The organism is Anaerorhabdus sp., assembly GCF_036641015.1.
Taxonomy (GTDB): Bacteria; Bacillota_I; Bacilli_A; order Erysipelotrichales; family Erysipelotrichaceae; genus Anaerorhabdus.
Map to the genome: position 1 here is coordinate 1 of NZ_JAVWFO010000081.1, position 4,869 is coordinate 4,869.

3 protein-coding genes are annotated in these 4,869 nt (G+C 27.4%); all 3 read right to left on the reverse strand.

Going from position 1 to position 4,869, the window contains the following annotated elements:
- On the reverse strand, positions 1–308 hold a 308-nt coding region (locus RR430_RS08880), incomplete at its 3' end, for a CRISPR-associated endonuclease Cas1 (protein WP_332508963.1).
- On the reverse strand, positions 305–4,264 hold the full coding sequence (gene cas9 / locus RR430_RS08885; protein ID WP_332508964.1) for a type II CRISPR RNA-guided endonuclease Cas9: 3,960 nt from the start codon (positions 4,262–4,264) through the stop codon (positions 305–307). The genes cas9 and RR430_RS08880, both read right to left, overlap by 4 nt.
- A gap of 134 nt (positions 4,265–4,398) precedes the next feature.
- Positions 4,399–4,869, reverse strand: a 471-nt coding sequence (locus RR430_RS08890) for a DNA/RNA helicase domain-containing protein (protein WP_332508965.1), incomplete at its 5' end; no start/stop codon positions are given.

Consider the following 4,869-nt stretch of genomic DNA (forward strand, 5'->3'; position numbering starts at 1 on the left):
AATAAATCACAACTATCTTTCATCCATCCGGATGCTTTTTCAAGTTTTCTAGAAGTGTCAAATGCACCATAATATGGATTAAGCTCACATTGAGGATTATGTTGTTCATCACAGAATATTATTTTTATCTTATATTCAATTGCTTTATTTATTAAGTATGTTGAAATTGTTGCCATCGTCGAATCAATCAAAATAGTATGGATTTCAGATAAATGAATCATATTCACTTCTTCATTTCTTACAACTAAGAAATTATTTTTAAAACTCAAATTACATTGTTTTGATACGTAAATTGTCCGCCATGTCATAACTTCTTCATCTCTCTATAGATACCTGAAGTTGATTCAAAGATAAATACAGTGTTATCTAAATTAACATTTACATTAGTTCTTCTTCCATATCCACTTACTTTAAGTCTACCATCAGTACTATTAACATTTTTATAACCTTGATTCAAACTATCTAGAATACAATTTGTTATTTTGAGAAGCTCATCAATATCAACATTGTTTTCCGTAATATATTTAATGATTGTTTTATTATTTTTTTGCATAAATTCTGCTTTAATACTAATTTTATTAAGAATTGTTACCATCAATTTTTTAACAGGTTCAACATAGTCATTTGATAGTTTCCCTTTAGTAAGATAATAGAGCAATTCTTTATCTTCATCATTTAGAAAGATTTGTTCAACGATACGTAATTCGCTCATAGAATTCAATGTAAACTTTGTTCCATTCATAATAATTGGAAGTCCAAGTGGAATTTTTTGCCCAATTTCAAATTCATCAAACTCACAATATTTTTCAATATAACTTAACACATTGTTTTCATTTGTTGAATAGATTATAGGAATAGATACTATTTTCTTATCTGTTTTTTTACCTTTTCTATATTTTACAACAATACCATGTGCTGGTTTTGCACTTGCATATCCACCATATATCATTGGATCCTTGTTTGCTTTTAAAGGAAATGAGATTGTTAAAGTTTTAATCTTATCCACTCCTTGAATAGTTTCATCATAAAACTTACCAGTTCCATAGTCTGTTTTATAGGTTAAGAAATAATCTTTATAATTAAATATCTTCTTAATGTATTCTATTTCTTTTGTTCCTTCCCAAATAAGTTCCCCTGTATTCTTATCAACAATTTCATTATTACTCATTTGTTGTATAACAAAACTCGACAAACTAGCATTTGAACCTCTATTTCTAATGGATTCTTTTATACGTTTAGCTATTTCATTTTCGATTTTATTATATGTTCCTACTTCATTAATTAAAGATATATCTGGATATTTTTTTGTAATAAACATACCAATTCTTGCGCATAAATACGCATCATGAGCATGATGAGTTTTATTTAAGTTTCTAATCTTATATAAATTATACTTATCTCTAAATTCACTTCCTAAAGATGCTTTTACTGAGAATACATTAGAGTCATAGAAATTCTTAACTAAATGAGCTACATGTTTAATTATTTGTCTTGTTTCAACTAACTGTTTATTAACAAATCCAACACGTTCATTATCAGATATAGTTGTTCTTGTTAAATTAAAGTACTTCTTCTTACTTATTAAACCTGCATTCAACAGTTGCAACCAGTAAACTCTCATTTTGTTAATTATTTCTGGTTTAAGTAAAAGATCATCACTTTTTTCTCTATTTTCTTCAGATAATACTAATACTTTGTTATCAATTGAATTATCTTTTATATATGCTTGAGGTAATACATGATCTACATCATAATTAGATAAATTTTCAAAATCCAATTTTTTTCCAGAATACATAGATTTTCCATTTTGTAAAATATATAAAAGAACTTTCTCATTATTAGCGTCCAAGTTGTCTAACTCTTTATAGATAAAATGATTTTTCGTTATTTTTTCTCCATCAATAACTATTTCTTCTTTGATCATTTTCTCATAAATCGTTTTAATCATTTTGTTTCTAGAAATCGATCTCTTCTTATTTTTATCTTCTTCTCTTGCAAATTCTATAAAAATATTTGCGGGATCACACTTAAAATATTTCCTAAAATCTTCAAGGATTTTAACAGATTGCCAAATACCACGTTTTAACGCAGGTGAACCTGCTAAACAATGAATATCCTCATAGGAAATCTTATGATTATCTTTTAAATCGTTATCTTCGTCTATTAGATCTTTAAAACCATATTTTTCTTTATTAATGATTTGCATTAAGTTTAAAGATGAGTTCTCTAGTAGTTCTATTATTGTACATGGATTCCCCTTATCATCCTTACCTATTAGCCCATTTAGTAGTTTTGCAGATAAACGTGAATATCCTTTGTAATTTTTTGCTAAAATTTTCTTTAATTGCTCAGTTGTGATATAAGAAAATTCATTCTTTATACGGGTACTAATGATATCCTTCTCATTATATACTGTTAACCATTCAATTATTCTCTCAATATCTTCTTCATGATCAAGATATGTATCACCAAAGATATTTTTGAAATCAATATACGGTTTTAAGCTTGTTGCAAATTCATTTTCTTTTTGAAAACCAGTTATTTCTATAATTTCTTTTCTGTGTTGATTATCGATTAAAAACTGGATTAAATCTTTCTTAGTAATCTTTCCTTTTTTAAGAAATAGTCCGTTAATGATGTCTTTTTTCTCATCAGAGCTTAACCTAAAACCATCAACTTTTAATTGATTAAGTTCGCTTAACACTTCATATTTTGCAATAATTAATGAATTTTTTGGTAACACTGGTTCTGCTAATAAATATGTGCAGTGACTCTTCATTCTATCTATAAATTTCTTAGCAGTCTTTTCTTTATCAATTACATTATCAAAATTCCATGGTGTTATCTTTTCATTTGATGTTTTTTCTACCCATGACCATTTACTATATTGATTCAATGGTCCTACATAATAAGGAATTCTAAATAAGAGTATTTTCTCTATTTTCTCTTTATTTTCATTAAGGATTGGATAATAAACGCCTTGGTTTTCTAGAATCATTTTCATTTCTTCTAAATTCAATTGAACTGGAATTACTCCATTACTTGTGGAGTTTTGTTTTAATAGAAAACTATTACTTTCAACTTCTCTTAGTATCTCTTTTGCTTCATCAGAACTATTGTCTTTTAATATTTTTCTTATTTTTGTATATAAATCTGGTAATTTACACTTGCTTGGCTTATTTATATACGCATAATAATTTAAATTCTTGTCACTATTATCACTAAACATATCTTTATAATCATCATGACTATAATACTTTAATAGTACATTTTTAAGTTTTGTTAGATCTGATTTATGTTTATCATAACTAGCAACCATACTTGATGATATCGTTCCACTTGTATCTCCTACAATTCGCTTAAGCAAGTAGATACTATATAAATCTTGCAATGCAATCAAAATATCTTGTTGATCATCTAATTTAGAACAAACTTCATCAATTTTAGTTTCAATATTCTCATCACTAAAAACAATCTTTCCTAAGTCCTCTTTCAAAAATATTTTATCTAAATTAAACTCATATCCTAAAATAGCCTTTGTAACTTCTGTTAATGCATCAATTACTTCCTTTCCAAACCCTTGCTTTTTAAATGTATCAATTGCTTCCTGTCTTATTTCCATTCTTGAGATTGTTCTACCCAGTTTTATACTGAAGTCATTGTAATCAAAGTCGTTTAAGCCCTCTTCAAATATTTCATTTAGAGAATCTACAATGAATTCAAATTGCTCAATTTGTTTATTAGTTTCAGACAGGTTAATTTTTTGACCTTCGTACAAAAAATTTCCTCTGTACTTAATCATATGATGCAAAGCTAAATAGATAAGTCTTGGATCTTTTTTTTCTTTATTCTTAATTAATTCTTCTCTCAAATGATAAATTGTTGGATATTTCTTATTATATTCTTTCTCAGTCATTAATCCTGATAATAAGTATGATTCTTCATTAAAATCTTTAAAAGATGACTTTTTATCATCACTTATCATATAACTTAAATCTAATTTTCTATAAAAATTTTCATCAAGCGGACTAATATCGATACTCATGATATCTCTAAGCAGATTAACACGTTGTCTTCTTCTTAGATATCTTCTTTTTGTCGCACGATACATTCTTGTTGATTGCGCTGATTGGGCACCATCAAACAAATTTGCACCCCATAAGTTCTTGTTACCTTTTTTAAGTAGTTTTCCATTATTATCAACCACAGCAAACCCTACTGAACCTGTTCCAATATCTAATGCGACATTATAATTCTTCATCATCAATTTCCTCCTTTTTGATTGACAATTTAGTTTTAATAACTTAATATGAAATTGTTAACAAATCACTACTGTTAACAATGACATGATAAAGTTAAAATAAAGCTTTAGCTTAAATGCTGCTATGCAGTAACTAATTATTTAGTTGAGAAAGGTTGGAAACAACCTTTTCTTTTTATATTAAAGAATCGTGCTAACTCTTTATTTGTACAATAAATATAACAACCCTTCATTCCACGAGTCATTAATGTTCTGTATGTATTTTTAATAATTAAATCAGCTTGTTTTAGTGCTTCTTCAGAATTTTCTTGATACAGTTTCTTGATGCCTTTAAGAGATTGATCTGTCTTAGCGCGCTTTGTAAAATCCGTAATAATATGTTCACCATTTAATTGAATATCATCACCTATAATCACACCTACATAGTCAAATTCTAATCCTTGGCAAGTATGAATACATCCAATCTCATTTACTGACTCTTCATCAATTGCCCATGTAGATGTATTATCTAGGTTCCAGCTCATCCCGAAATTATATCCAGGTATTGTCACGTCAAAAATACCAGAGTCTTTTCTGGTGTTTTTATTCCAATCCCAACAATATCCTGC